Raw genomic sequence first — 26,732 nt, 5'->3', positions numbered from 1 at the left:
TGATCAACCCCGATCAGCGGGGGGTGGAGGTGGGGTGGGTGGGGAGGTGAGGGAGTGGATCATGGATTTGAGGGCGTGGAAGGCGGCTGAGCGTTCGGCCTCGGTCATGCCGGAGAGCATTCTGACCTCGACCGAGCGGACGGCGGCGGTCGCCTGGTCCAGGCTGCGTCGACCGCTCGGCGTGAGCCGCGCGGGCAGCGCCTTGCCCACGGGGGCCTCGGCGGGCCTGGTCACGTAGCCCTCCCGTTCCAGGTTCTGGAGCAGGACGTTCATCGTCTGCCGGGTCACGAATGCGCCCCGCGCGAGTTCGGAGTTCGACAGTCCCGGTCGCTGCGCCAGCAGTTCGAGGCAGGCGTAGTGCGTCACGCCCATCCCGAGGGGCCGCAGCACCTCCTCCATGGCGACCCGCAGGGCGCTCGACGCCTCCTTCAGCAGGTAGCCCAGGGACGTGTTCAGGTCGATGCCGGCATCACCTTGACTCATGTCAGGATTCTGACATAGGTTGAGTCGTGTCAGGAACCTGACATGAAAGAAGGAGAACCACCATGCCCGTCACCGGCCCCGACTTCATCTCGCTCCAGGCCCGCGACCTCGCCGCCTCCCAGGCGTTCTACGAGCGCTACCTCGGCCTCGTCCGCTCGCCGGCCGGGCCCCCGCACGCCGTCGTCTTCGCGACCAGGCCGATCGCGTTCGCCCTGCGTGACGTCGTCACCGGCACCGATCTCGACTCCGTCGCCCAGCCCGGCATCGGTGCCGCGATCTGGCTACACGCCACGGACGTGCAGGCCATCCACGACGCGCTCGTCACCGACGGGCACACCATCGTCTCCGCACCGGTCGACGGCCCCTTCGGCCGGACGTTCACCTTCGCCGACCCCGACGGCTACCAGGTCACCCTGCACGACCGCGCCTGAGGTGCCGGCGGCAGACGAACGACTCCGCCAACCGGGTCACGTCGATCAGCGCGTCGCCGCCTCCGGGCCGGACAGGTCACGGCTCTCGTAGGCGCTGCGGGACCCGCAGACGTCGGCACGGGAACACATGGAGCGCGAGCCGTCGGCGTCCAGCCGGACGGTCACCGCGTCCCGGGGGACGCTGTGGCCGACCACCCGGCCCTCCCCCTCGGGTGTGGTGACCCGGCTGCCGACCGCCGGGGCGGACTCGGTGAACTTGGCATAGAGCGGGTGCTCGTACTTCAGGCAGCACATCAGCCGGCCACAGGCCCCGGAGATCCGCAGCGGGTTCAACGGGAGGTCCTGGTCCTTGGCCATCCGGATGGTCACCGGCTCGAAGTCGTTGAGGAAGGTGGCGCAGCACAGGTCCCGGCCGCAGGAGCCGATGCCACCCTGCACCCGGGCGGAGTCACGGGCGGAGAGCTGCCGCAGCTCCACCCGGCAGTGCAGGGTCGCACCCAGGTCCCGGACCAGGGAGCGGAAGTCCACCCGGTGCGGGGCGGTGAAGTAGACCGTCGTCCGGTCCCCGGTGCCCTCGGTGGCGGCGAGGACGTGGTCCACCGCGACCACCTTCATCGGCAGGCCGTGCTCCCGGATCAGCCGCTTCGCCGCCACCTTCGCCTCGGCCTTACGCCGCCGCAGCAACTCGTCACGGCGCAGGTCGTCGTCACCGGCCAGCCCGGCCAGCTTCGGGAAACCGTCGGTCTCCTCGGTGACCCACTGCGCCGCCCAGACGCACTCCGCGACCTCGGGGCCGTCGTCGGTGGGGACGAGCACCCGGTCACCGACCTGCGGACGGAACTCCCCCGGGTCGAGGTAGTAGAGCCGCCCGTACCGGTTGAAGCTGACCGCGCAGAGCATGCCCATGACATCAGCCTACGACGGATCGGCGGGACCCGGTCGGGTGCGGCGGGCGGGCATCCCGCCGGGGAGTCGACCCGGTCACGGTCAGCCGATCCGCAGCGGGCCGCCGTGGTACGACGGACCGCCGGTCGACCGCCAGGTCGACTCGGCCAGGCTGGGTGACCACTGGCGCAGCAGCGTCTCCGCCCCGTCGTAGGCCACCCCGAGCACCGCGAGCACCCGGGTGGCGATCTCGGCCGCCGCCCCGGACCCGACGGCGGGCCCGGCACCGGAGGCGGTCGCCGCCCGGACCCGGACCGCCTCGGTGGAGCCGAGCACCTCGGCCAGCACCCGGGCCACCGCCAACCGGCTGCCCTCCACCCAGTCGGCCAACGCGTCGGCGTAACCGGCGGTGGACTCCAACCGGCCCACCAGGCTCTCCGGCCCCTCGTCCAGGTGGCGCAGCAGGGCGGTACGGGCCTCGTCGTAGGACGACCCGGCCGGGCCGGACCAGATCCCCGGGTCGGTGAGGGCGGCGCACGCGTCGTCGTACCCCCGAATGAGCCGGCGCACGGCGTGGCCGGCGGTCGCCAACGGCGCGGGGTGCAGGTCGAGGAAGGCGCGCAGGGCCTCCCCCGGCAGCAGCTGCATCCGGCGCAGCAACGGCCAGACGGGGTGCCCCTCGGGGGCCCCGGCGGCGAGCAGCGTGTCGACCCGGGCGAGCAGGTCGAGGCCCGGCTCGGCGAGGCGGTCCAGCGGGTCCATCACGCCTCCCCGCCCAGCCGGCGGCGGGCGGCGTCGTCGGCGGTGGCGTAGCGGTCGGCGGCGCTGCGCACGGCCGACGCGGCGGCGGCCAACCGGGCGGCGGCGGCACCCGCCTCGCGGGCCCGGCCGTCGGTGGCGGCGGTCCACTGCCGGTGCAGGGCCCGTCCGACCTCACCGGGGCGACCGGCGGCGTGCGCACCGAACGCCGGATGCGGCGGGTCACTCACCGTGACCGTGCGGGAGAGCGCGGCGAGGGTGGCGCTGGCCTCGTCGAGGCGGGCGGCGAGGGCGCGCAGGGCGTCCACCTCAGGCCCCCGCGAGCGGGCGGTAGGCGGTGAAGGTCTCGTTGTGCAGCTTCTCCCGGGCCCACTGGGCGGCGTCGGCGGCGGCCGTCACGGCGGCCTGCACCGAACCGGCCACGTCCCGGGGGTGGCGGGTGTGCAGCGGCCCGAGGAAACGCACGTCGGTGATCCGGCCCCCGGCGGTCACCACCACCTCGACCAGCCCGTCGGGCGAGCGGACGGTCACCTCGACGGTGTCGACCGCCCGGTCGAACTCGGCCTGGAGGGACTCGATCCGGCGGTACCGCCGCACCGCCTCCTCGATCCACGCCTCGTCGATCTCGCCGCGCGGCATCCGATCTCCCCCCAGGTAGACCTCACCCTGCGTGCCACCACGATCACCGCGGCCCACCGGGACCGTACCGCACCCCGTCAACACGTGTCGATGGGCGGAAACGGGGGTCAGCCGCGCCAGAGGGAGAGCATCATCGCCTCCACGGCGATGCGGGGTTTCACGTTCGCCTCGATCGCCGCCCGGCACTCCAGCACCGCCTCCAACCGGCGCAGCGAGCCCTCGGGGGCCCATTTCTGCCCGCCCGCCTCAGCCAACGTCGCGGTGTCGGTGTGCACCGGGGCGACCGGCGCGCGCAACGCCGAGGTGAGCGCGTCCCGGTAGAAACCGGCCAGGTCCACCAGGGCCCGGTCCAGGGCGTCCCGCTGGGCCCGGGTGGCCCGGGACTTCTGCCGCTTCTCCAGGTCCTTGAGCTGGCCGGCGGAGCCACGGGTCGCGCCCGCCGCACCCCGGCCGGTGCCGCCCGCGCCCAGCGCGGTCTGCAACGCGGCCCGCTCGGCCGCGTCGGATTCCGCCACCGAAGCCGCCGCCTCCGCCTCGGCCGCCTCGATCAGCGCCGACGCCGCGTCGAGCGCGGTGCCCACCCCGGTCAGCCGGCGCGGCACCGCCAGCACCGCGTCCCGGCGCTGGCGTGCCTCGGGATCGCGGGCCAACCGTCGGGCCCGCCCCACGTGCCCCTGCGCGGCAGCGGCGGCCCACTGCGCCACGTCGGGCGTGACGCCGTCCCGCCGGACCAGCACCTCGGCGACCGCCGCCGCCGAGGGCTGCCGCAGCGGTACGACCCGACAGCGCGACCGGATCGTCACCGAGACGTCCTCCGGGTGGGTGGACGGGGCGCAGAGCAGGAAGACCGTGCGGGGCGGTGGCTCCTCGACCGCCTTGAGCAGCGCGTTGCCGGCCGCCTCGGTGAGCCGGTCGGCGTCCTCGATGATCACCACCTGCCAACGCCCGCCGGACGGGGTGCTCGCCGCCCGCAGCACCAGGGCACGCATCTCGCCGACGCCGATGGAGAGCCCCTCGGGGGCCACCAGCCGGACGTCGGCGTGGGTGCCGGTGAGCGTGGTGTGGCAGCCGGGGCAGCTGCCGCAGCCGGTGCCGTGCACGCACTGGAGGGCGGCGGCGAAGGCGCGGGCGGCCACCGACCGACCCGAGCCGGGCGGGCCGGTGAAGATCCAGGCGTGGGTCATCCCGGCCGCCGGGTCGACGGGCGGGGGGGTCCCCCCGGCGGTGGCCCCCTCGTCGGCCTCGGCCAGGGCGGCCAGGTCGTCGTCCGGGTCACCGGTGGGGGTGGGCAGGTGGGCGGTGCGCAGCACGGCGGCGGCCGACGCGGCGGCCCGGCGCAGGGTGTCGACCGCGTCGGCCTGACCGACCAGGTCGGCGAAGACGTCCGACATCAGGTGCGGTGCTCCATCCCCACCAGCTCAGAGTCGGATAACTCGGGCTGCACCGAGGTGTCCGGCCCGTGCGCCGGGCGGGGGTGCACGATGCCGGCCGGGTCCACCAGCAGCTCCTGCACCCGGCGGGCGACCAGGCGGGCGATCTCGTCGACCGGGCGGGCCCCGTCGAGCACCAGGTAACGCTTCGGGTCGTTGGCCGCGAGGTCGAGGAAGGCGTAACGGACCCGCTCGTGGAAGGCGACCGACTCCGCCTCCAGCCGGTCGGTCCCCCGGTTGCGGGCGGCCGCCCGGGACAGGCCGGTGCGCGGATCGACGTCGAGCAGCACCACCAGGTCGGGCTTGAGCCCGCCGGTGGCCCACGAGGAGAGCCAGGAGACCTCGTCGACCGGCAGCGTACGACCGGCGCCCTGGTAGGCCAGGGACGAGTCGACGTACCGGTCGCTGATCACCACCGCACCCCGGATCAGGGCGGGTCGGACCACGGTGGCGACGTGGTGGGCCCGGTCGGCGGCGTACAGCAGCGCCTCGGCGCGCGGGGACGGGGCGTCCGCGCCGGAGTCCTCCAGCACCAGGGCCCGGATCCGCTCACCCACGGCCGTGGCCCCCGGCTCGCGGGTCACCACCACGTCGCGGCCCTGCTCACGCAGGCGGGTGGCGAGCGTTTCCAGCTGGGTGGACTTGCCGGCCCCCTCGCCGCCCTCGAAGACCACGAAGAGCCCGTTGGAGACGAACGGCTCGGCCGGCATCAGTGGCCGGCCGCGCATCGAACCCCACAGGTCGGCCAGGACCGGCACGCCCTTCTTGTCGTCCATCTGGCCGAACGCGCTGATCCCGGCGAAGATGCCGGCCAGGCCGGCGGCGAGCAGCAGCAGTCGGGTGGACGAGACCGAGATGCCGAGGTCGGCGATGGTCAGCTGGCGTGAGCCGCCGACCCCGACCAGCAGGCTGCTCAGCGCGATGGCCAGGATCAGCACCAGCCGGGTGCCGATCTGCACCACGGCGAAGACCCGGCCGCGTACCTCGTCGGCGACCTCGCCGCCGAGCAGCGTGGTGCCGGCGAGGAAGGCCATGCCGGCGCCCGCGCCGACCATGATCGCGCCGAGGATGGCCATCGACAGGTGGATGGCGAAGGCCAGCACCAGCACGGACGCGCTGGCCAGCACGATGCTCATGCCGAACCAGCGGCGGCGGGACATGTCCCGCACGATCATCGGGCCGAGCCCGATGCCGACCGCCAGCCCGATGAAGATCGCGCCGAAGAGCATGTAGAAGGCGGCGTCGCCGGCGCCCAGCGAGGCGGCGAAGAACTTGGCGGTGCCGATCACGATGCCGCCGCCGGCGAACGCGCCGAAGATCCCCAGCACCAGGCCCCGGACCAGCGGGGTCTGGCCGATGAACTTCCAGCCCTCGGTGAACTGGCTGAACATGCCCTGCTCGGCGCGCTCACCCCGCTCCCGGGCCTGGGCCTGGCTGATCTCCTTGATGCCGAAGGCCACCACCAGCGCGGTGGCCAGCCGGGAGAAGGCGTTGAACCAGAGGGCGAGCTGGGCCGGCTCGGCCCAGCCGAGATCGCCGCCGGCGACCGCACGGACGCTGCGGTCGAGTCCTGCGGCCACCAGCGCCGCGAGGATCGGGGTGAGGCCGTACGTGGTGATCAGGGTGAGCTGGTTGGCCGCTTCCAGCCGGGCACGCGGGATCAGGTTGGGGACCGCCGCCTCCTTGGCCGGAATCCACAGCAGGGTGACCGACTCGATCAGGAAGGTGGCGATGGTCGCCCACAGCACCACCAGTGCGCCGCTGACGCCGGCGAGCGCCACCGTCGGGATCGAGGCGAAGAGCACGAACCGCAGCAGGTCGCAGATGACCATCGTCCAGCGCCTGTCGAACCGGTCGGCGAGCACGCCGGCCACCGGCCCGAGCACCAGCGCCGGGAGCAGCCGGATCGCGATCACCCCACCGAACGCGGCACCCTTCGCAGTGCTGCCCTGCACCTGCGAGGCGGCGAAGACCGAGGTGGCCAGCAGGCCGAACCAGTCACCGAAGGAGGCCGCGCCGAGGACGATCCAGAGCCGCCGGAACGGCCTGATGCGCAGCACGGAACGGATCGCCGCCGCCCCGGACCGGTCGGTCGGGGCGGTGCCGCCGGGCGGTGGGCCGGATGACGACGCGCCGGACGACTCGCCGTGCTGCTGGCTTTCGATGGCCGTACCTCCACGTGCCGGCCCAACGCTGGGCAGTCCCGGTGGAACACTCTAGACCCGGTGGGGGCCTCCCCACCGGCGACATTCTCCTGCTCGCCGAGCCTAGGCCGCGAACGCCACCGACCGCAGCCCGGTAGGACGTGAGGGTATTTCGCATTGCCGTCCGGACAGTTAGCGTGCATTCGTGGCCATCGACAGCGACACCCTGCGCGAACGCCTCGACAAGGCGACCGCCCACCTCGACCCGCCCTACGCCGTGGTGGACCTCACCGCCTACGACGCCAACGCCGCCGCGCTGGCCGCCCGCAGCGCGGGCAAACCGGTCCGCGCCGCCAGCAAGTCGATCCGGGCCCGCGACCTGCTCACCCGGGCGCTGCGGCAACCCGGCTGGTCCGGTGTGATGGCGTTCACCGTTCCCGAGGCGAACTGGCTGGTCCGCTCCGGTGTCACCGACGACGCGCTGGTGGCGTACCCGAGCGCCGACCGGGGGGCGCTCACCGAACTGGCCGCCGACCCGCAGCTCGTCGCGGCGGTCACCCTCATGATCGACAGCACCGAGCAACTGGACCTGATCGACGGGGTGTGCCCACCGGGCAGCCGCCCCGAGCTGCGGGTCTGCCTCGACCTGGACGCCTCCTGGCGACCGCTGCGCGGGCGGGTGCACGTCGGAGTACGCCGCTCGCCGGTGCACAGCGCCCGGGCGGCCGGCGCGCTGGCCGCCGCCGTCGCCCGCCGACCCGGCTTCCGGCTGGTCGGCCTGATGTCGTACGAGGCACAGATCGCCGGCCTCGGGGACGCCCCGCCCGGACAGGCCGCGCTCAGCGCCGCGATCCGGATCGCCCAGCGCGGCTCGTACCGGGAGCTGCTGGCCCGCCGGGGTGCGGCGGTCGCCGCCGTCCGGGAACACGCCGACCTGGAGTTCGTCAACGGCGGCGGCACCGGCAGCGTGGCCGCCACCAGCGCCGACCCCGCGGTCACCGAGGTCACCGCCGGATCGGGGCTGTACGGGCCCACGCTGTTCGACGCCTACCGGGCCTGGCGGCCGACCCCGGCGGCGTTCTTCGCCTGCACGGTGGTCCGCCGGCCGACGCCGGAGATCGCCACCGTGCTGGGCGGGGGCTGGATCGCCTCCGGACCCGCCGCCACGAGCCGGCTGCCCCGGCCGTGGCTGCCGGCCGGGCTGGCGCTGGTCGGCAGCGAGGGCGCGGGCGAGGTACAGACCCCGCTGACCGGTGCCGCCGCAGCCGCGCTGCGGATCGGCGACCGGGTGTGGTTCCGGCACGCCAAGGCGGGTGAACTCTGCGAGCGGGTCAACGAGCTGCACCTGGTCGACGGCGACACGGTCGTCGACACGGTGCCCACCTACCGGGGGGAGGGCCACGCCTTCCTCTGACCGTCGCGCGCCCCTCGCCCGACGCCGGGCCGTTCCCCGGTCCGCGGCGGGCGGGGGCGGTCAGGGCTGGGCGACGGGCGGGGTGGGGGCCTCGACGTGCCGGTGCAGGTATTCGCGGATGAGCGCCTTGGCCTCGGCCAGGACCCGCTCGTCGCCCTCCTGCTTGCGGCGGAACGCCAGCTTGATCAGGGCGTCCGCGGCCTCGACGGCGATCTCCAGGCAGAACCGCAGGCGCGGCTCGTCGACCATGCCGAACCGTTCGGTGAGCACCCGGGCCAACTGGTCGGCGATCACGCCGTTGTTGTCCCGCTGCTCGTCGAGCAGGTGCAGGTCGACGACGTCGCCGAAGTGCAGGGTGCGGAACCCCGGGACGGTGCGGTGCATCGAGATGTACTCGTCGATGCCCGCGTCGACGCCGTCCCACCAGTGGGTCAGGTCGTCGGAGGCGAACCGTTCGTCGAGGCGCTGGAGGTAGGACTCCATGGTGCGCAGGGTCAACGCCTGCACGATCGCCCGCTTGTCCGGGAAGAACTGGTAGACCGACCCGATCGCCACCTCGGCCCGCTCGGCGAGCAACGTGGTGGTCAACCCCTCGTACCCCACCTCGTCGACGAGTTCGGCACAGGCGTCCAACATCCGTTGGACGCGCGCGACACTTCGACCCTGCACCGGAACGCGGCGCAGCGGCCCGGTCGTGGCGGCTGGTGTGGACACTCGACGCCACCCCCCTTCGACGGAAGAACATATCCACATGTCACGAGACCGTGACTACCGGTACAACGAGCGGACCTCGATTGCGGTATTTACCAGGCACAACGTTCCTGATATGAAGGCAGTTCACATTCATGTCGAGGAGCGCCGATGGCCGGTACCGCCACCGCCTGGTCCAACTGGGCGGGCAACCAACACAGCGTCGCCACCGCCATCCTGCGCCCTACCACCGTCGAGGACATAGCCGAGGCGGTCCTGGACGTGGCGGGCGCAGGTGAGCGGATCAGAGTGGTCGGCAGCGGCCACTCGTTCACCCCCATCGCCGTGTCCGACGGGCGGCGGATGGAGCTGTCCGCCCTGCGGACCGAGATCCGGGTCGACCGGGCGGCCCGACTGGTCACCGTCCCCGCCGGGACCACCCTGCGGGCGCTCAACGCGCTGCTCGCCGGGCACGGCCTGGCCATGCCCAACCTGGGCGACATCGACGCGCAGACCATCGCCGGGGCGATCTCCACCGGCACCCACGGCACCGGTGCCGCGTACGGCTGCCTGTCCACCTTCGTCGAGGCGCTCACCCTGGTCACCGGCACCGGCGAGGTGCTGCGCTGCTCGGCCGGGGAACACCCGGAGATCTTCGCCGCGGCCCGGGTCGGCCTGGGAGCGCTCGGCGTGCTCGCCGAGGTCACCCTGCGCTGCGTCGACGCGTTCACCCTGCGCGCACACGAACGCCCCGCCCCGCTCGACGAGGTGCTGGGCGACCTGTCCGGTCTCATCGGCCGGCACGACCACGTCGAGTTCTACTGGTTCCCGTACACCGACCGGGTGCAGCTCAAGACCAACGACCGGGTGCCGGCCGACGACCGGCCGCTGCCGCGCTGGCGGGGCTGGCTGGACGACGAACTCCTCGCCAACACGGTCTTCGCCGGGGCCTGCCGGCTGGGCCGCGCCGTGCCGCCACTGGTCCCCACCATCAGCGCGGTGTCCGCGCGGGCACTGACCGAGCGCACCTACACCGGCCGCTCCGACACCGTCTTCTGCACCCCGCGCCGGGTCCGCTTCGTCGAGATGGAGTACGGCATCCCGCGCGCCGCCCTGCCGCAGGCGCTGGCGGAGCTGCGCCGCATCGTCGACCGGCTGCCGTTCAAGGTGCTCTTCCCGGTCGAGGTGCGGTTCACCGCCGCCGACGACATCTGGCTGTCCCACGGCTACGGGCGTGACTCGGCCTACCTCGCCGTCCACCAGTACGTCGGCATGCCGTACGAGCCCTACTTCCGGGCCTTCGAGGAGGTCGCTGCCGGGCTGGGCGGCCGACCCCACTGGGGCAAGCTGCACTACCGGGACGCGGCGTCCCTGGCGACCGCGTACCCGAGGTTCGCCGACTTCCAGGACCTCCGCGCCCGACTCGACCCCGGCCGGGTCCTCACCAACCCCCACCTCGACCACATTCTCGGCGAGTGACCCACCCGCCGCCAGGGGTGACGACGACGGCGGGAACGGCACGGTAGCCTGCCTGCGATGCCCCGAATCTCCACCCGCCGTAACGGTCTCCTGGCGTGCTGCGCGGCCCTGTCGCTGTGGCTCGTCGCGTGTGGCGAGCCACCCGACGAGCCCACCGCCGCCCCGCCCGCCCCGGCGGCCCCGGACACGGTGGTGACCGACTTCGTCAGCCGGCTCAAGCCGACCGATCCCTACCGCGACCCGGACCCGACGGAACGGCAGACGGCCCGTCGGGCGGTGACACTGTTGGTGACCGGGGACCAGTCGGGGCTGCCGGAGGCGAGCGGGCTGCTGGCCGAGCTGGGCTTCACCGCCAGCCGGGGCCGCGATCCGCAGACCGGGCGCGACTACGCGCTGTTCGTCACCGGGGCCGGCGCGGAGCGGCCCTGGGGCCTGATCATGGTGGACCTGTCCCAGCCGGTACGGCTCGCCGTCGAGGTGCCCCACCCCAACTCGGACCTGCACACGGAGGACATCGGACTGCGGCTGTTCCGGGCGACGCCGGGCAGCATCATGCTGGTCGCCGGCGCACACCGCCGGGCCGGCGACGGGCGGGCGGACGCGGCGCACAACTCCCAGGGCCTGTTCCAACTGGCCAGTGAGCGGTTCGCCCGCAACCGGATCAACCAGATCCAACTGCACGGCTTCGCCGAGCAGAGCCTCCCCGGCGAGGAGATGGTGGTCTCCAACGGGCAGAAGCGCTCCACCCCCGCCCTGCGCCGCACGGCCGACGCGCTGGACACCGCCGGCTTCGTCGCCTGCCGGGCCTGGACCAGCAGGTGCGGTGAGTTGGAGGGCACCACCAACACCCAGGCCGAGGCGGCCCGCAAGCAGGGCGCGGTCTTCGTCCATCTGGAGATCACCTGGGCGGTACGCCGTGCCGAGGACCGTCGGGCGGACCTGGTGGCGGCACTGGTGGCCGCCGACCTTCCCCGCCGCTGACACCCACCGACCCGCAGCCCCGGCACCCGACCACGCCACCCCCGCGTTGCCGGCCCGGCCGGGGTCAGACCCGGCGTGCGGACAGGAACCGGCCCGACCAGTAGCCCGGCCCGTCCAGCAGCGACTCACCACCGAAGTCACCGAACGTCGGACCGTCCGCCTTGACCCGGCTGGAGAAGAACCGGTGGTGACCGGCATCGTCGACACCGAGATAGATGCCGGAGTGCTCGATGCTCGGGCCGGCGTTCGCCCCGTGGTTGAAGAAGACCAGGTCACCCTCCTGGAGGACGCCGTAGTCCCGGGCCGCCCGACCGGTGTTCGGGATCAGCAGCGCGCCGGGGCCGAAACCGGCCATCGCGTACGCCCGGCGGGGCAGTCCGGCACCCTTGGTGTTGGTGCCCCGCAACGGGTACTTCATCCGGTAGCCGTAGACCATCCGGATGAAACCCGAGCAGTCCAGGCTGCGGAAGTGGTCCTTGGCCGGCCGCTCGTGCTTGCCGTCCGGGAAGTCCCACTCCACACCGAGGTAGTCGTAGAAGTCGGAGTTCTCGGCACGACCGTCCGGGTCCGCCGCCGAGAGCGGGCCGAAGGAGGCGTCACCGGCGAACTGGCGGCCCTTGGCGTCCTTGCGGGCGGGCGCGTCGTCCAGGTAGTCCATCGCGATGGCGAGGGCGTCCGGGCTGTCGTCCCCCACCGCCTTGTCCAGCCAGGGCCGGAACCATGCCGCCTTCTCCTCACCGGCCTTCCAGGGGGTCGGGGCGAGCCGGATCCAGGCGTCGGTGGTCACCGACGACTTGGTGAAGCGGGGCTCGGTGAAGGTCCGCTCGGGGCCGGCGACGCGTACCGTGCGGGCCTTGTCGGTGAACACCGCCAGCACCCGCCCGGCGGCGTCGCGGACCTGGGTCCGCGACGGTTTGCCCAGCCGGGTGAAGGTCAGCTCGGCGGACGCGACCGACGCCGCGCCCGGGCCGGCCGCGCTGCCCGGCGGGGCGGTCGACGCGGACCGGTCGGGGCGGAGCGCCACGACGACGATCACACCTGCGGCGATCAGGACGACGGCCAGCGTCGCCCAGATCCCGTTCCTGCTCTGTGACACGGGGGATGCCTGCTTCCGTAGTCTCGGCTCAACTCACCGGCACCAGGCCGGCCAGGATGCCACTGAAGATGATCAGGTACGAACCCACGGAGACCGCCCCGGTGGCCAGGATCGTCGCCAGCGGCGGTTGACGGACCAGCTGGTAGGCGATCAGGCCAGGTGCCACGAAGCCGAGGGTCTGGTGCGAGAACAGCAGCGGGAAGTCCTGCTGGATGACCAGGAAGAGGGTGGTCTGGAGCAGCACGCTGAGCAGCACGATCGCCGCGAACAGCCGCTTGCCGTAAAGGATGACCACCCGCTGCATGACCCGGGTGAGTCCCCAGGTCACCCCGGTCATCGCGACGATCACCAGCACCTGGCGGTACTCCTCGACCAGGGCCAGCGCCAGCCAACCCGGCGTGATCATGCCACCGGGGGAGAGATTGGTGGTGAGGTAGCAGGCCAGCGCGAGGACCAGCCCGACGCCCAGGCAGAGCGTGGACAGCTCGGGCGTCAGCTCTCCGTTGATCATGAGGAACTCCGGTAGACGGACGGCCGTCGATGCGACGACTGCGGATCGGGATCGGGGGGTGTCGCAGCGGTGCCGTCGGCCGGGGGTCGGCGGCTCCGGCCCCGGTGCGGATCGTGGTCCACCGGGGCCTGCTCCGGGGGCCCGCCCACCGGCCGGCCGTGCCGGGTCGGCGGCTCCTGCTCCACCAGGCCGAACGGGTCCCGCTGGCCCGGAGACTGGGCGTGGTACCGGTCCAACTGCTCGGGGGCGAGCGCGGCGTACCGGTCCAACTGCTCGGGGGCGAGCGCGGCGTACCGGTCCGGACGCCCGGGGGCGGGCACGCCGGGGCGTTGCGGCCCGTCGTACGGTCGGGCCGTCGGGGGGCCGGGCCACGGCGCCGGGGGCGCGAGGGGCACAGGGGGCGCGGGAGGCGCGGGGGGCGCGGGAGGGTTGCCGTACGTCGCCGCCGGCCGCCGGGAGGCACCGGAGGCCGGTCCGGGCGGCGAGTCGCCCCCCGGTGCGCCGTACCGACGGGCAGGGGCCTCGCCGACTGGCCGAACACCCGGACCCGGCGGCACGACACGAGCAGGCGGACCCGGCGGCACCACACGGGCAGCCGGCCCCGGCGGCACCGCATGGGCAGGTGGACCCGGCGGCACCGCACGCACAGCCGGCCCCGGCGGCACCGCACGGGTAGGTGGACCCGGCGGCACCGCACGAGTAGGCGGACCCGGCGGCACCGCACGAGTAGGCGGACCCGGCGGCACCGCACGAGTAGGCGGCTCCTCGGATACGGGACGGTCCAGGCGGCTGAGCTGTGCGAGCAGGATCTCGCCCTGACCGTGGATGTTGCCGATCGCCAGCACCGAGGCGAACCCGTCGATGCTGCCGAGCACCCCGTCGAGCAGTTCCCCGGCCCCGATCCGACCGCCCAGGTCGACCACCCGACCCTGCCAGCTCTCCTCGATCTTGACGCGGGCGCTCCGGGTCGGCTCACCGATCAGGACGACCTTGTCCGGGTCGATCCGGGAGACCAGCGCGCCCATCTGGCCGTTCCGCTCCACCCGGTCCGGCCGACAGTTGATCAGCACGTGCAGTGGTCGGGGGATCGACCCCTGTTCCTGCAACTGCTTGATGTTCATGAACGTCGACTCGGGGTCGTTGGCGGCGAAGATGTTCGCGAACCGCAGCGACGTGCCGTCCCGGCGGTACTCCTCGACGCTGAGCACCCCCGGATCGGGGGGCGCCGTCCACATGCCGGTCAGGGCGGCCTCCCGGGGCACCCCGAGCAGTTCGGCCACCTTGAGGGCGATGGCCACGTTCTCCTTGAACGTGGTCCAGGTGAAGCCCGCCATCTCGTCGTCGGTGACCGATTCGGGGTCGACCGGGATCAGCTTGCAGGACCGCTTGTCCGCCTCCGCCTGCAGGATGTGCAGCCGGTCGGACTCGGCGGTGACGCAGATCCCGTCGACCGGCATGGACCGGCTCAGCGAACGGGCCACGTCGTCCAGGGTCGGCCCCATCTCGGCGAGGTGGTCCTCCCGGACGTTGCAGAGGATGCCGATGGTGGACTGGATCAGCTTGGTCTGGTTCAGCTCCTGCAACGGCGGCATGACCGCCATGCACTCGATGACCAGCGCGTCCGGGTAGTAGGCGGCGGCCCGGCGGACGATGCCGATCTGCTCCACCACGTTGGCGATGCCGAACTTGCGGTAGACCGGCTCTTCGCTGGCGTCCGGGAAGATGAACCGGGCCGCCGTGCCGGTCGTCTTGGCCACCACGACCAGCCGGCCACCACGCAGCGCACCGGCGGTGAGCCGGGTGATCGAGCTCTTGCCCCGGATGCCGTTGACGAGCACCCGCTGGGGGATGCGGTGCAGACTGCGGTGATGGTTGCGCTGCTCGATGATGCCGCCCGCCAGCAATCCGAGGCAGGCGAGGAGAAACACCAGATAGAGGAAGAGCATCTCAGTCACCCCTGCGGGACGACCGGACACCACGGCTACCCGCCTTCCGTCGTGGCGGGACCTTCGTCATGATCGCCGTGGGCATGCCCTCGGTGCCGCGCAGTCGTGCCGCACCCCCGAGCCGCTGCTCGCCGTGGACCGCCGCCTGACGACACACCTCCAGGCAGACCGCCACCGCGCCGATGTCGTCGTGCCAGCGCGGTGAGATCACCCGGCTGCTGTCCCCACCGGCGAGCGTCGCCGCCTCCCGGGCCAGGTTGCGCAACGGCCGGAGTTGGAAGAAGTAGTACCAGCTGAACAGCAGCAGGCCGATGCCCGCCGCGACGACCGCGACCAGGAGCGCGCCCTGACGCATCTCGTTGCCGGGCAGCGCGTAGTCGGTGACCGGGCGCTCGGCCACCACCGTCCACTCCAGGTGCGCCGCCGAGCCCTCCAGCGCGACCGGCGCGGTGATCAACAGCTCACGGTCACCGTCGACCTCCGCCACCCGGGCGTACGGCTTCCCGCTGAGCGCCTCCGCCGCCGCGGTGCGCACCTGCCGGCTGGACACCTGCTCGAAGGCGAGGTAGCCGGCCGAATCCAGGATGTCCCGCTGGTCCACGTCGACCACCCGCAGTCGCCCGTCGACCCGCTCCAACAGTCGGGTCAGGTAACGCACGTCGAACTCGGCGACCAGCGACCGCCCGTCCGCCAGCTGCGTGTACGCGTAGACGATCGGCAGTCGGCCCTGCACGTCGTGCAGCACCACACCGCCCTCACCCGGCAACGGACCACCGGGTCGCAGCGGGGTCCGGCCCACGCTGGTGACCACACCGCCGTTCGCCGACACGAGGTAGCCGCTGCGGAACCTGCGGTTGTCGTCGAGCAGGCGGTCGAGCGCCCGGCGCAGCTGGCCGGTGCCGGCGGTGCGGTTGTCCGCGCCGACCAGGGCGAGCTTGGTGTAGCCACCGTCCAGGGTGTCGTCGACCGCGCCGGCCACGGCGGCGACCTGGTTCTCCGAGTCCCGCACCACCTGGGCCGGGAGGTCGTCCTCGTGGGGGGCGAGGGTGGCCAGGATCCCGCCTGCGGCCAACAGCACCGCGACGACCGCCGTGACGACCGCAAGACCTGCCGGTACGCCGCCGGTCGGGTCGTCCGGGCCGCGCCCCGCCGGGGTCGTGTGCTGCTGGGCGGCGAGCGTGCCGAACGCCGAGGCGATCCGGTTGACCTGGGCGTTCGCCGTCCTCGGCGGCACCTGCGTGGGGTTGCCCGAGGCCACCGCCTTGGCGTGGACGAGGAGCAGCCGCATCGGCCGGACCAGTCCGAACTGGAGGATCAGCAGCACCGCACCGGCACCCACCAGCAGGACGAGCGCGGCCAGCAGGGGCTCCCGGGTGACCGCAGCGGCGGTGACCGGGACGTACACCAGGGAGACCACCACGACACCGACCTTGCCGACGGCGTCGGCGGTGGTCACCGGGGCGATCGGCGCGGTCGGGTCCCGGTCGGCCGGGCCGGCGGCCGGTGCGCCGGTGCGGGTGGCGGTGGACCCCCCGGACGTCGCGCCCACCGCCCCGGTGATCAGCCCGTCCAGCGCGGGATCGGCCGGTACGGGTGCCCCCTGCACGAGGGACCGCCCACCTCCGGGTACGGCGATCAGGACGGCCTGCTTCGCCTTCGGGTCCAGCCGGAGGGTACGGATGTGCAGGTTCAGCTCGGCGACGAGCAACCGCCCGTCGGACAGCGGCTCGACCAGGAGCAGCCGGGGGTCGTTGCCCTCGACCACCGGCAGGGCGATCCGGCCGGCGGCGGTGCCGGGGGGCAGCGCCACCGGTTGACCGACAGCAGCCACAGTGGACTTTCCGCCCGCGTCGAGGACGCCGACGCCCCGCCACTTCGGCTGGTCTCTGGTGAGTGCGGCGAGTTGGGTGGCCGCCCCGGCCGGCCGCGCGTCGTAGGCGCCTGCCGTGCGGGCCAACTCCTCCCGGCTACGGGCGACCGAGCTGTCGAGGCCACGGGCGACCGCCCTGACGAAGTCCCGCTGCGAGTCGGTCACGGCCCGGGGCACGCCGGCCTCGCTGTCGCGGCCCAGGTAGGCGAAGGCGAAGACGGCGAGCAGGGTGAGCAGCAGGGCGGCCACCAGTGCCGGCGTACCGACCCCGGTCAGCAGCCGGGGCTGCGGAAGCTGTTTCTCCAGGCTGATCAGACGCCAACGGGCCAACTCTCCCTGCCCGTCCCCGGGGCGGTGGAGGCCCGCCCGTACCGGCGGTGGCGGATGGTTCATCCGCGCACCCACAGTAGACAGTCGTCACCCATGTAACCGTTCCTCCCCGTGGACCAGCCGGCGTGCGAGGCTAACAGCGCTCACCGCCCGCCGGATGGCGCGATTCGCCAACTATCGAGCGAATCGGATATTCAACCGCGTGATTTACCCGTTCGGCGTGGCCGAACCACCGGGCGGGCCAAGAACCTCAAGACCATCCGCTTCGCCCCCACGGGCCAAGAGGTAGCCCCGGATGCGGGCGGCAGCAGCCCGGTAGATCTCCCGGCGGTGCGCCGGGGTCGTCGGATCCGCCAGCGCGGTCGGCAGATCCACCAACCGGATGTCCGGATTCAGATCGATCCAGGTGGGAACGGCCTCGGCCCGGGTCACCCGCCACTTCCCCTTGGCCGTCTCGGTGAAGGTGAACCGCCCCATCACGCCCTCCCGGTTGGCGGGGATCGGTTCCGCGTGCCGGGCGACCTGGTTGCCCATCCCGAAGACCACCCACTTCTGGCCGATCTTCTCGATCGGCTGCACCACGTGGGCATGGTGACCCAGGATCAGATCGATGTCCGGGGACGCGATCAACAGCTTCGACCACTCCTCCTGCTTGGCGTCCGGCAGGTTCTCGTACTCGGTGCCCCAGTGCAGACTCAGCACCACGATCTCCGCACCCGCCGTACGCAGCTTGCGCGCCGCCGCGAGGATCCTGGGCGGCTCGATGAGGTTGGCGATCCACTCCTTGCCCGCCGGCCGTCGCAGCCCGTTGAAGTGCAGGCTGTAGGCCAGGTGCCCGACCCGTACCCCGTTCTTGGTGTAGATCCGTGGGGTGAGCGACTCCTTCTTGGTCCGCGCGCTGCCGGTGTGCCCGATCTTCGCCGCGTCCAACGCGTCCAGGGTACGGACGACCCCCGCCTCGCCCTGGTCGATGCTGTGGTTGGACGCCGTCGAGCAGGCATCGAAGCCGGTGCCCCGGATCGCGTCCACCACCTGCGGGGGGACGCTGAACTTCGGGAAGCCGACGAACGGCCCGTCCGGCTTGGCCAGCGGGGTTTCCAGGTGACAGATCGCCAGGTCAGCACCCTCGACCGTCGGGCGGGCGTGCCGGAACAACGGGTTGAAGTCGAGCGCACCGGAACGCCCTACACGCTTGGCGTCCCGGCCCGCCTGATGGGTCAGTTCCGGGTGCACCAGCACGTCACCGGCGCCCAGGATGGTGAACAGCCGACGCCCGGAGGAGTCCTGGCGTACGGCCGGGTCGGGCGGGGTGGTGACCGGCCCGACCTCGGCGACCGGCGCACCCGCACCGATGCCCGGCGGGTCAGCTGGCGAATCGCCCCCTGTCCCGCTGGTACGCCAGACGATCAGCCCCGCTCCGGCCAGCACCGTCCCGACGAGGGCGACGATGCCCGCCACCTTCAGCGGCCGGCCGCCACCCGCACTCTCCGATTTGGACACCGCGACAGAGTAGGCCATCACGCACCGGACGTGAGGCCCCTTTCAGCGGCTCACTCGCCGTCGGCAGCCACCGTGGCCTTGCGGGGAGCAGCCTTGCGGGCCGGCGTCTTCTTGGCCGTCGTGGCCTGCTTCGTCGCGGTGGCCTTGGTGGTCGTGGCCTTGGCCGCCGTCGTCTTCTTCGCCGCCGTGGTCTTCTTGGCCGGCGCCTTCTTGGCGGGGGCCTTCTTCGCCGCCGCCTTCTTCGGGGCCGGGCCCTTCGCCCGCTTCTCGGCCAGCATCTCCGACGCCTGCTCGACGGTCAGTTCCTCCGGGGTCTGCCCGCGCCGCAGCGACGCGTTGAACTCACCGTCGGTGACGTACGGCCCGAACCGGCCGTCCTTGATCACCAGTGGCTTCTCGGTCAGCGGGTCGACGCCCATCTCGCGCAGCGGAGGCGCGGCGGCCCGACGCTGGCGGGTCTTCGGGGCGGCCAGCAGGGCCAGCGCCTCGTCGAGGGTGACGGTGAACATCTTGTCTTCCGAGTCCAGCGAGCGGAACTCGTCACCACGCTTGACGTACGGACCGTAGCGGCCGTTGTTGGCGACCACCTCGCCGCCGTCCGGGGCGACCCCGATCACCCGGGGCAGGCTGAGCAGCTTCAACGCCTCGTCGAGGGTGAGCGAGTCGGGGGTCTGCGTGCGCAGCAGCGACGACTTGCGCTCGCCGCTGGCGACGTACGGGCCGAACCGGCCGGACTTGAGCACGATCGGTTCCCCGGTGGCCGGGTCGTCGCCGAGCTTGCGCTCGCCGCCCCCGCCGAGGAACAACTCGTGCACCTTCTCCGGGGTCAGCTCGTCGGGGGCCAACCCTTCCGGGATCGGCGCCCGGTCGCCCTGGCTGCCGCCCTCCTCGCCCTCGGCCTTCGGCGTCGGCTGCTCGCCGGGCAGGGCCCGTTGCAGGTACGGCCCGAACCGGCCCACCCGCACGACGACCTCACGCCCCTCGTCGTCGGTGTGCAGCGGGATCGAGTTGACGCTGCGCGCGTCGATCTCGCTGAGGTCCTCGGTGACCAGTTTCTTCAACCCGCCCGCGTGGGCGATGGCCTGGTCACCGGTGCCGTTGCTGCTGCCGAAGTAGAACGCGGTGAGGAAGTCGACGGCGGCGTGGTCGCCCCCGGCGATCTCGTCCAGCTCGTTTTCCATGCTGGCGGTGAAGTCGTAGTCGATCAGGCGCGGGTAGTGCCGTTCCATCAGACCGATCACCGCGAACGCCAGGAACGTGGGGATCATCGCCTGGCCGCGCTTGGTGACGTAGCCCCGGTCCTGGATCGTCTGCATGATCGACGCGTACGTCGACGGGCGGCCGATGCCCAGCTCCTCCAGCGACTTGACCAGCGACGCCTCGGTGTAGCGCGACGGCGGCTGGGTGTGGTGGCCCTGCGCGGCCAGCTCGTCGGCGGTCAACGGCTGGTCCTTGACCAGGGTGGGCAGCCGCCGCTCGGCGTCCTCGGCCTCGGCGTTCTCGTCGTCGCTGGACTCGACGTAGGCCCGCAGGAAACCCGGGTCGGTGATGGTCTTGCCGGTGGCCCCGAAGTCCGCCTCCTCCTGCGCGGCGGAGACCGCCCGGATGCGCACCGAGACGCTGGAGCCGACCGCGTCGGTCATCTGCGAGGCGATGGTGCGCCGCCAGATCAGCTCGTAGAGCTTGAACTCCTCGCCGGACAGCTCCTTGGCCACGTCGCCCGGGGTGCGGAAGTTGTCCCCCGCCGGGCGGATCGCCTCGTGCGCCTCCTGGGCGTTCTTCACCTTGCCGGTGTAGCGGCGCGGCTCCGGTGGCACGCTGCGCTCGCCGTACAGCTCGACGATCTGCCGGCGGGCCGCCGCGATGGCGGTCTCCGACAGGTTCACCGAGTCGGTACGCATGTAGGTGATGTAGCCGTTCTCGTAGAGCCGCTGCGCGGTGCGCATCGTCTGCTGCGACGAGAACCGCATCTTGCGGGCCGCCTCCTGCTGGAGGGTGGAGGTGATGAACGGCGCGTAGGGGCGACGACGGTAGGGCTTCTCCTCGACCCGGGTGACGGTGAACGGCCGCCCGTCCAGCCGGGCCGCCAGGCCCCGCGCCCCGCTCTCGTCGAGGTGCACCACGCCCGCGCCGGGGCGTACCCGGCCGGTGGTCGGCTCGAAGTCCTTGCCGGTGGCGATCCGGTCGCCGTTGAGGGCGACCAGGGTGGCGTTGAAGGTGCGCGGGCCCTCGCCCGGCTTCGCCACCGCCAGGGTGGCGAGGATGTCCCAGTATTCCGCGGTGCGGAAGGCCATCCGCTGGCGTTCCCGCTCGACCACGATCCGGGTCGCCACGGACTGCACCCGGCCCGCCGAGAGCCTCGGCATGACCTTCTTCCACAGCACCGGGGAGACCTCGTAGCCGTACAGCCGGTCGAGGATGCGGCGGGCCTCCTGGGCGTCGACCAGGTCCCGGTCGATCTCCCGGGGGTTGGCCACCGCGGCCTGGATGGCCGGCTTGGTGATCTCGTGGAAGACCATCCGCTTGACCGGCACCTTGGGCTTGAGGGTCTCCACCAGGTGCCAGGCGATGGCCTCGCCCTCGCGGTCCTCATCCGTGGCCAGGAAGATCTCGTCGACCTCCTTGGCCAGCTTGACCAGCTTGTTGATCTGCTGCTTACGGTCGGCGGAGACGACGTAGAGGGCGTGGAAGCCGTTGTCGACGTCCACCCCGAGGCGGGCCCACGACTCACCCTTGTACTTGGCCGGCACGTCGGCGGCGTTTCGGGGGAGGTCCCGGACGTGGCCGAAGCTGGCCTCCACGACGTACCCCGGGCCGAGATAGCCCGAGATCGTCTTGGCCTTCGCCGGTGACTCGACGATGACCAGACGGGTGGTTCCAGCGTTGCTCGGCACGTCTCTCCCCGACTCCGCTCCTGCTCCAGGCCCGATTCGGGCCGTGTCGCGCCCGCCGGACCACGGTTGGTCCGGATGTCCAACGTAACGCGCCGCCCGGGTTCCGGGTCCCGGGGGCGGCAATCAACGTCCGCGCGGCGGCACCACCGACGCCACGCCGGCCGCAGCGGCCGGACGGCGCCACCGTACACCGTGGGTAGGCCCGGAAGTGGGCCACGGTGACGGGGACGGACCCCCGACCTGGGCGAATCCCGCTGCTCACGGAGTGAGACGGCCAGCATACTGTCCGCGATACTGTCCATGATCGGACACTTGGCCAGTCTGCACCACCGCCTCCGGTAGGCCGATGGTGCCGCATCCGGGGCGTCCCGACAGCGCAACTTCACCGCCGTCGGGTCGATCACCACCCGGGCCGGGGCCCGGCGGGGCCAGGCGGTGCAGGGCAGGGTGGGGCAGAGCGTCGCGAGGCGGGACGGTCACGGCCAGAGGTCGACGGGGGCGGTGGGCGGTCGCTCGCCCACCAGCTCGGCCAGCCGGGCCAGCCGCCGCCCGCCGATCCGGAACGCCGGGCCACCCGCGTCCGCCTCCACCAGCGCCGCCGGCAGACCCACCACGGCGAGCGCCGCCCGCACCACCGGCCACCACGGCTCGTCCCGGGGATGCAGGCGCAGCAACAGGCCGGCCTCGTCGGCCGCCCCCGCGGCGGCCAGCCACAGCCGCAACCGCCGGCCGTGCAGGTGGAAGTGGCCCGGCGGACGCTTGACCCCGCCGGCCAGCCAGGCCGTCGCCAGTGGGGCGAGGGTGGTCAGATACGAGGTACGCACGACCCAGCGCTGCTCCCCGGTCGCCTCCCAGCCGGCCGCGAGCCCCCGCCGGGCCAGCTCGGCGACGAGCACGTGCACCCGCCAGGCCGCGTCCACCTCGACGGACAACCGGGCGGTACGCCCCATCCGGTGCACCTCCCCCGGGCCGGCCAACAGCCCGGACAGATCGGCGACGGACGGATCGGCCGCCTCGGAGCCGAACAGCGACAACTGACGCACCGGCTCCCCGGGCGGGTCGGCACGACTCAGCGACACTCCGGGACCTCGTCGAAGGCCTGTTTGAGCTCTTTCGAGTTGAGCCGCCCGGTGTCCAGCGCGCTCGCGTCGTACTCCTTGTTGAGCTTGTCCACCGCCGCCTGGACGCCGTCGTAGAACACGGTGGCCCGCCCGGTGTCCAGCGCGTCGATGGTGTCACCGGCGCGTCCGTAGGCGTCCCTGATCCTCTCCAGGGACGCCCGGAACCCCTTCGACACCTCGTCGCCGCGGTCGGTCTCCGGGATGCCCGCGTCGGCGATCCGGCGGCGGGCCGTCTCGCTGGCCTGCTCGGCACCGGCGAAGAGCCGCACCAGGTTCTCCTTCGCCTGTGCCGGGGTGGTCTGCGCGGTCATCTGCTGGTGGGTGCTGCTGGTGAGCTTGCTGATCTCGGCCCGCCACGGGGTGAGCGCCTCGCAGACCGAGGCCGCCCAGGCCCGTGGGCTGGGACCGCCGCCGCAGCCGGCGACGACGAGGACGGCCGTGGTGAGGACCACCGTGAGCTTTCCGGCGGCACTCGCCCGACACGTACGCATGCGATGCAGCGTACGGCCTCCGGGCGATTGCGCCAGCGATCAGGTTTCGCGCTGGTCGGCCACCGCAGCGGGTCCCCGGGACGGCCGGGAACCCGCTGCGTCGTCACTCAGACGTTGGCCGGTTCGACCTGCTTGGGGTCGTTGCCCGCGCCGGTGCCCCCACCGTCCGGGGTGGAGTCCATCGCGACGCCCTTGCGCTTGCTGAACACCACCGCCGCGACCACGATCAGGGTGGCGACCGCCGCGATCGTCAGGCGCAGCGGGGTGTTCCGGTCGTCGCCGACGCTCCAGGCCACCACGGCCGGCGCGATCAGCAACGAGACCAGGTTCATCACCTTGATCAGCGGGTTGATCGCCGGGCCGGCGGTGTCCTTGAACGGGTCACCGACGGTGTCGCCGATGACCGTCGCCTCGTGCGACTCGGAGCCCTTGCCGCCGTACGCGCCGTCCTCGACGAGCTTCTTGGCGTTGTCCCAGGCCCCACCGGAGTTGGACAGGAAGACCGCCATCAGGGTGCCCGCCCCGATCGCCCCGGCCAGGTAGGAGGCCAGTGCGCCCGGCCCGAGGCCGAAACCGACCGCGATGGGGGCGAGGATGGCCAGCAGGCCGGGGGTCATCAGTTCGCGCTGGGCGTCCCGGGTGCAGATGTCGACGACCTTGCCGTACTCGGGGCGCTGGGTGCCGTCCATGATCCCGGGCAGCTCGCGGAACTGCCGGCGGACCTCCATCACGACCGCGCCGGCCGAGCGGGAGACCGCGTTGATGGCCAGCCCGGAGAAGAGGAAGACCACCGCCGCACCGATGATCAGACCGACCAGGTTGCGCGGGTTGGCGACGTTGAGCGCGCCGAGGATCTCGGCACCGACGTCACCCACGCCCGCGTCGGAGTACGCGGTACGCAGCGTGTCGGTGTACGAGCCGAACAGCGCGGTGGCCGCGAGCACGGCGGTGGCGATCGCGATGCCCTTGGTGATCGCCTTGGTGGTGTTGCCGACCGCGTCCAGCTCGGTGAGGATCCGCGCGCCGTTCTCGTCGATGTCGCCGGACATCTCGGCCACGCCCTGCGCGTTGTCGGAGATCGGGCCGAAGGTGTCCATCGCGACGATCACGCCGACGGTGGTGAGCAGGCCGGTGCCGGCCAGCGCCACCGCGAACAACGACAGGGTGATGGAGCCGCCGCCGAGCAGGAACGCGCCGAAGACCCCGGCGCCGATCAGCAGCGCCGAGTAGACCGCCGACTCCAGGCCGACGCTGATGCCGGCGAGGATGACGGTGGCGGCACCGGTCTGCGAACTCTTGCCGATGTCCTGCACCGGACGCCGGTTGGTCTCGGTGAAGTAGCCGGTCAGCGCCTGGATGGCGGCGGCCAGCCCGATGCCGATGACGACCGCGGCGATGGTCACCCCGCGCGGGCCGAGCGGCGGGTCGCCGCCGTCCACGCCGAGGCTCTGCCGCCACTCGGGGCCGAGCAGGTCGGCCCAGGTGGGCTGGAGGTAGAAGTAGGAGGCGATCGCGACCAGCACCGCGGAGAACAGGGCCGAGAGGTAGAAGGCCCGGTTGATGGCGGTGAGGCCGTTGCGGTCGGAGGCGCGCAGCCGGGTGATGAACACCCCGACGATCGCCACCAGGACCCCGATCGTGGAGATGATCAGCGGCAGGACCAGGCCGTCCTCACCGAACGCGGCGCGGCCGAGGATCAGCGCCGCGACCAGCGTCACCGCGTACGACTCGAAGAGGTCGGCGGCCATGCCGGCGCAGTCGCCGACGTTGTCGCCCACGTTGTCGGCGATGGTGGCGGCGTTGCGCGGGTCGTCCTCCGGGATGCCCTGCTCCACCTTGCCGACCAGGTCGGCACCGACGTCGGCGGCCTTGGTGAAGATGCCGCCGCCGACCCGCATGAACATGGCGAGCAGGGCGGCACCGAAGCCGAAGCCCTCCAGCACGGTCGGCGCGTCACCCTTGAAGAAGACGACGACCATCGCCGCGCCGAACAGGCCGAGACCGACGGTGAGGAAGCCGACCACGCCACCGGTGCGGAAGGCGATCTTCATGGCGGCTTCCCGGCCACCGGCCGCCTCCCGGGCCGCCGCGGCGACCCGCAGGTTGGCGCGGGTGGCCAGCCACATGCCGGCACCGCCGATGAACGCGCTGAACAGGGCGCCGACCACGAAGAACACCGATCGGCCGATCTTCACCGCGAGTTCGCTGCCGTCGGTGTCGTGCACCGGCAACAGGAAGAGCAGCACGACGGCGACGACCACGAAGATCGCCAACGTCCTGAACTGCCGGAGCAGATAGGCGGAGGCGCCCTCCTGCACCGCGCCGGAGATCTCCTGCATGTTGGTGGTGCCCTTACCGGCTGCCAGCACGGCCTTGGTCAAGGCGGCGGCGAAGACGAGTGCCACCAGCGCGATGACCGCGGCGATGACGACGTACGTCAGGTTCTCTCCGGTGAGGGACAGCGCGCCGCTATCGGCGGCCAAGGTCCCGGACATCTATGTCCTCCTGTACCGAACACTGTCGCGCCGGCCAGTGGACGTATGGCCGACGCCTGGATGCGGTGGCGCACCTGCTCCGACCCGCCCCGACGGCAGATGATCAACATCTATGTTCGCTGGCTGCGGGAAGGATCACGTGCTGACAACTCACAGACTGTAGCCCTGGTCAGTGTTGGAGGTCACACCTGGGGGACACCGTGTCCGGATGATCTCCGTAACTGTGTTATGAGGAAAAATCTGATATAGGAGGCCATCAACACTACGAGGCGGTGACCCACCAAGGGTCACCGCCTCATGTACGCAGAGTGTCGATCAGCGGCCGACCGGCCACACCATCCGGACCTCGGTCCCGACGCCCTCGGCCACCGGACGGACCTGGAGATCCTCCACGAAACCAGCGAGCAACGCGAAGCCCACCCCGGTGGTCAGGGCCTCGTCGGTCAACGCCTCGTTGGCCAACTCGTCGGCGTTCAACGCGGCCAGGCCCAGCCCCGCCTCGATCGGCGCCCGGTCCACCACCCGCACCGAATACGCTCCGGAGTCGGACATCTCCACCAGCACCGGATCGGCCAACCCGTACTGGTGGTGCAGGGCGACCGCCCGGGTGCACGCCTCACCGATGGCCAACCGCACCTCGTCGAGCAGATCCTCCCGGACCCCGGCCCGACGGGCCACCGCGACACCGACCAGGCGGGCGGTACGCACGTGCACCGGGGCCGGCGAGAAGGAGAGCCGGACCGTCGCCATCACGTGCCGGAGCCGGTGGGGTCGGCGGCGATCGCCGCGTCGACCGTCGGATGCAGGGGGAAGACCTGGTCCAGGGCGGTGATCCGGAAGATCTTCAGCAGCGGCTCCTTGTCGCAGACCAGGGCGAACGACCCTCCGGCCGAACGCAGCCGCTTGAGGGCGCCGACCAGCACCCCCAGGCCCGTGGAGTCGAGAAAGTCCACCCGGCCCAGGTCGACCACGACCCGCCGGGCGCCGCCGTCGATCAACTCCAGGAGCCGTTCGCGCAGTCGTGGTGCGGTGTAGACGTCCACCTCACCACCGACCTCGAGCACCGTGTGCTCCCCCACGGTGCGGGTCGCCAGCGACAGCTCCATCAGTCCTCCTCCGAGAGCCGTAAACTCTCCTGGGCAT

At 72.4% G+C, this 26,732-nt stretch carries 23 protein-coding genes; 4 read left to right on the top strand and 19 right to left on the bottom strand.

Going from position 1 to position 26,732, the window contains the following annotated elements; translation table 11 throughout:
- Positions 1–3: 3 nt before the first annotated feature.
- Positions 4–483 (bottom strand): MarR family transcriptional regulator, encoded by a 480-nt coding sequence (locus AB0B63_RS24950; protein ID WP_357022797.1) that lies wholly within the window; start codon positions 481–483, stop codon positions 4–6.
- A gap of 62 nt (positions 484–545) precedes the next feature.
- Between AB0B63_RS24950 and AB0B63_RS24945 the strand changes: the two genes are divergently transcribed.
- Positions 546–914 carry a VOC family protein gene (locus tag AB0B63_RS24945; protein WP_208565573.1) on the top strand — a complete coding sequence of 123 codons (369 nt, stop codon included), beginning with the start codon at positions 546–548 and terminating at the stop codon, positions 912–914.
- A 45-nt stretch (positions 915–959) separates the two neighbouring features.
- On the opposite strand, the gene ricT is transcribed toward AB0B63_RS24945, so the two are convergent.
- The 6 genes from ricT to tmk form a co-directional block, all read right to left on the bottom strand.
- Positions 960–1,820: a regulatory iron-sulfur-containing complex subunit RicT gene (gene ricT / locus AB0B63_RS24940; protein ID WP_208565572.1), complete on the bottom strand. Its 861-nt coding sequence runs from the start codon at positions 1,818–1,820 to the stop codon at positions 960–962.
- 81 nt (positions 1,821–1,901) lie between these two features.
- The gene (locus tag AB0B63_RS24935; protein ID WP_208565571.1) at positions 1,902–2,561 is read right to left on the bottom strand and encodes a hypothetical protein; all 660 of its coding nucleotides are present in this window, start codon (positions 2,559–2,561) and stop codon (positions 1,902–1,904) included.
- The gene (locus tag AB0B63_RS24930) at positions 2,561–2,866 is read right to left on the bottom strand and encodes a hypothetical protein (protein ID WP_208565570.1); all 306 of its coding nucleotides are present in this window, start codon (positions 2,864–2,866) and stop codon (positions 2,561–2,563) included. Before AB0B63_RS24930 ends, AB0B63_RS24935 begins: the two co-directional genes overlap by 1 nt.
- Before the next feature lies 1 nt (position 2,867).
- A complete protein-coding gene (locus AB0B63_RS24925; RefSeq protein ID WP_208565569.1) occupies positions 2,868–3,197 on the bottom strand; it encodes a YbaB/EbfC family nucleoid-associated protein in 330 nt (109 codons plus the stop codon).
- A 107-nt stretch (positions 3,198–3,304) separates the two neighbouring features.
- Positions 3,305–4,588, bottom strand: a complete 1,284-nt coding sequence (locus tag AB0B63_RS24920) for a DNA polymerase III subunit delta' (protein WP_208565568.1) — start codon at positions 4,586–4,588, stop codon at positions 3,305–3,307.
- Positions 4,588–6,687, bottom strand: coding sequence for a dTMP kinase (tmk, locus tag AB0B63_RS24915; RefSeq protein WP_357022790.1), 2,100 nt, complete (start codon positions 6,685–6,687; stop codon positions 4,588–4,590). Before tmk ends, AB0B63_RS24920 begins: the two co-directional genes overlap by 1 nt.
- 289 nt (positions 6,688–6,976) lie before the next feature.
- On the opposite strand from tmk, the gene AB0B63_RS24910 reads away from it, so the two are divergent.
- Entirely contained in the window at positions 6,977–8,185 is a 1,209-nt protein-coding gene (locus AB0B63_RS24910; protein WP_208565566.1) for an amino acid deaminase/aldolase, read from the top strand.
- 60 nt (positions 8,186–8,245) lie between these two features.
- Here AB0B63_RS24910 and AB0B63_RS24905 read toward each other — a convergent pair whose 3' ends face one another.
- Positions 8,246–8,821 (bottom strand): TetR/AcrR family transcriptional regulator, encoded by a 576-nt coding sequence (locus AB0B63_RS24905; protein WP_208565565.1) that lies wholly within the window; start codon positions 8,819–8,821, stop codon positions 8,246–8,248.
- 225 nt (positions 8,822–9,046) lie between these two features.
- Between AB0B63_RS24905 and AB0B63_RS24900 the strand changes: the two genes are divergently transcribed.
- Both AB0B63_RS24900 and AB0B63_RS24895 read left to right on the top strand, forming a co-directional pair.
- Complete coding sequence (locus tag AB0B63_RS24900; RefSeq protein WP_357022786.1) at positions 9,047–10,354, top strand: D-arabinono-1,4-lactone oxidase; 1,308 nt, start codon at positions 9,047–9,049, stop codon at positions 10,352–10,354.
- A 57-nt stretch (positions 10,355–10,411) separates the two neighbouring features.
- The gene (locus AB0B63_RS24895) at positions 10,412–11,335 is read left to right on the top strand and encodes a hypothetical protein (protein ID WP_208565563.1); all 924 of its coding nucleotides are present in this window, start codon (positions 10,412–10,414) and stop codon (positions 11,333–11,335) included.
- A 64-nt stretch (positions 11,336–11,399) separates the two neighbouring features.
- Here AB0B63_RS24895 and AB0B63_RS24890 read toward each other — a convergent pair whose 3' ends face one another.
- The 11 genes from AB0B63_RS24890 to AB0B63_RS24840 all read right to left on the bottom strand — a co-directional run bounded on the left by AB0B63_RS24890 (position 11,400) and on the right by AB0B63_RS24840 (position 26,695).
- Positions 11,400–12,431 carry an NlpC/P60 family protein gene (locus AB0B63_RS24890; protein WP_357022783.1) on the bottom strand — a complete coding sequence of 344 codons (1,032 nt, stop codon included), beginning with the start codon at positions 12,429–12,431 and terminating at the stop codon, positions 11,400–11,402.
- Between the two features lie 28 nt (positions 12,432–12,459).
- Positions 12,460–12,942 carry a poly-gamma-glutamate biosynthesis protein PgsC/CapC gene (locus AB0B63_RS24885; RefSeq protein WP_208565561.1) on the bottom strand — a complete coding sequence of 161 codons (483 nt, stop codon included), beginning with the start codon at positions 12,940–12,942 and terminating at the stop codon, positions 12,460–12,462.
- The gene (pgsB, locus tag AB0B63_RS24880) at positions 12,939–14,888 is read right to left on the bottom strand and encodes a poly-gamma-glutamate synthase PgsB (protein WP_357022780.1); all 1,950 of its coding nucleotides are present in this window, start codon (positions 14,886–14,888) and stop codon (positions 12,939–12,941) included. Before pgsB ends, AB0B63_RS24885 begins: the two co-directional genes overlap by 4 nt.
- 1 nt (position 14,889) lies before the next feature.
- The gene (locus AB0B63_RS24875) at positions 14,890–17,151 is read right to left on the bottom strand and encodes a cache domain-containing protein (RefSeq protein ID WP_357022777.1); all 2,262 of its coding nucleotides are present in this window, start codon (positions 17,149–17,151) and stop codon (positions 14,890–14,892) included.
- A gap of 144 nt (positions 17,152–17,295) precedes the next feature.
- Positions 17,296–18,588, bottom strand: coding sequence for a CapA family protein (locus tag AB0B63_RS24870; RefSeq protein WP_357022774.1), 1,293 nt, complete (start codon positions 18,586–18,588; stop codon positions 17,296–17,298).
- A gap of 50 nt (positions 18,589–18,638) precedes the next feature.
- Positions 18,639–21,482, bottom strand: a complete 2,844-nt coding sequence (topA, locus tag AB0B63_RS24865; protein WP_357022771.1) for a type I DNA topoisomerase — start codon at positions 21,480–21,482, stop codon at positions 18,639–18,641.
- 476 nt (positions 21,483–21,958) lie between these two features.
- The gene (locus AB0B63_RS24860) at positions 21,959–22,561 is read right to left on the bottom strand and encodes a hypothetical protein (RefSeq protein ID WP_357022768.1); all 603 of its coding nucleotides are present in this window, start codon (positions 22,559–22,561) and stop codon (positions 21,959–21,961) included.
- Complete coding sequence (locus AB0B63_RS24855) at positions 22,552–23,094, bottom strand: hypothetical protein (RefSeq protein ID WP_357022765.1); 543 nt, start codon at positions 23,092–23,094, stop codon at positions 22,552–22,554. The genes AB0B63_RS24860 and AB0B63_RS24855 overlap by 10 nt, the downstream gene beginning before the upstream one ends.
- 107 nt (positions 23,095–23,201) lie before the next feature.
- Entirely contained in the window at positions 23,202–25,589 is a 2,388-nt protein-coding gene (locus AB0B63_RS24850; protein ID WP_357022761.1) for a sodium-translocating pyrophosphatase, read from the bottom strand.
- A 315-nt stretch (positions 25,590–25,904) separates the two neighbouring features.
- A complete protein-coding gene (locus AB0B63_RS24845) occupies positions 25,905–26,342 on the bottom strand; it encodes an ATP-binding protein (RefSeq protein WP_091244524.1) in 438 nt (145 codons plus the stop codon).
- The gene (locus AB0B63_RS24840; RefSeq protein ID WP_208565554.1) at positions 26,339–26,695 is read right to left on the bottom strand and encodes an STAS domain-containing protein; all 357 of its coding nucleotides are present in this window, start codon (positions 26,693–26,695) and stop codon (positions 26,339–26,341) included. The genes AB0B63_RS24845 and AB0B63_RS24840 overlap by 4 nt, the downstream gene beginning before the upstream one ends.
- Positions 26,696–26,732: the final 37 nt, after the last annotated feature.

The organism is Micromonospora sp. NPDC049081 (assembly GCF_040648835.1).
GTDB classification, from domain to species: domain Bacteria; phylum Actinomycetota; class Actinomycetes; order Mycobacteriales; family Micromonosporaceae; genus Micromonospora; species Micromonospora antibiotica.
This window is presented reverse-complemented; position numbering and strand designations above follow the sequence as displayed.